The organism is Pseudoalteromonas holothuriae (assembly GCF_945859825.1).
GTDB classification, from domain to species: Bacteria; Pseudomonadota; Gammaproteobacteria; order Enterobacterales; family Alteromonadaceae; genus Pseudoalteromonas; species Pseudoalteromonas holothuriae.
Map to the genome: position 1 here is coordinate 1 of NZ_CAMAPC010000081.1, position 554 is coordinate 554.

Below are 554 nucleotides of genomic sequence, written 5' to 3' on the forward strand. Positions count from 1 at the left end.
GCTGCTGGTATCAGTACCTGCACCAACCCGGTTGCCTTTGTCGCTAGCAGTCTTTGTAACGTCTCTATGACTTCACATACCACCGTTTCATAGTCACCACCCGATAGCCCTAATACATTGATGCCTCTTTCTTTGAGGCCGTATTCTACCGCTTCGCTCAACCCTTTGTGTAACACACACAAAGGGCTAAACTCTGAGCTCGCGTCACCCGCTGCTTTCTTCCACACCGGATGATAAAAATGACTCTTTGATGTCTGCGGCTGTGCCTCTTTGGATAATACTCGCGCACTAAACCCTCGCATCCGCACACATACTGCTCCTTGCTCATCACACAAGTCTATATCAAACTTTGTGACCTGTTTGTGTGCTTCTTGCTCTGTTATACGCGCCCATGACCACATTTGGGTACTACAAGCTCCTAACATTTCTAAACGCTCTAGTGCAAATGGCACTAAAGGACCACCCACTTGACCCTGTTCATCAAGTAATTGAATACCACTGATGGCTTGCAGTGCTGCATCCACTATGCTCGGGTGTAAGTGATAGGTTGCCAA

General features: G+C 47.8%; 1 protein-coding gene. It reads right to left on the reverse strand.

What is annotated here, in order from left to right; translation table 11 throughout:
- The coding region (locus OCI93_RS20970; RefSeq protein WP_261627265.1) for a polyketide synthase dehydratase domain-containing protein at positions 1–554 on the reverse strand (554 nt) is incomplete at both ends.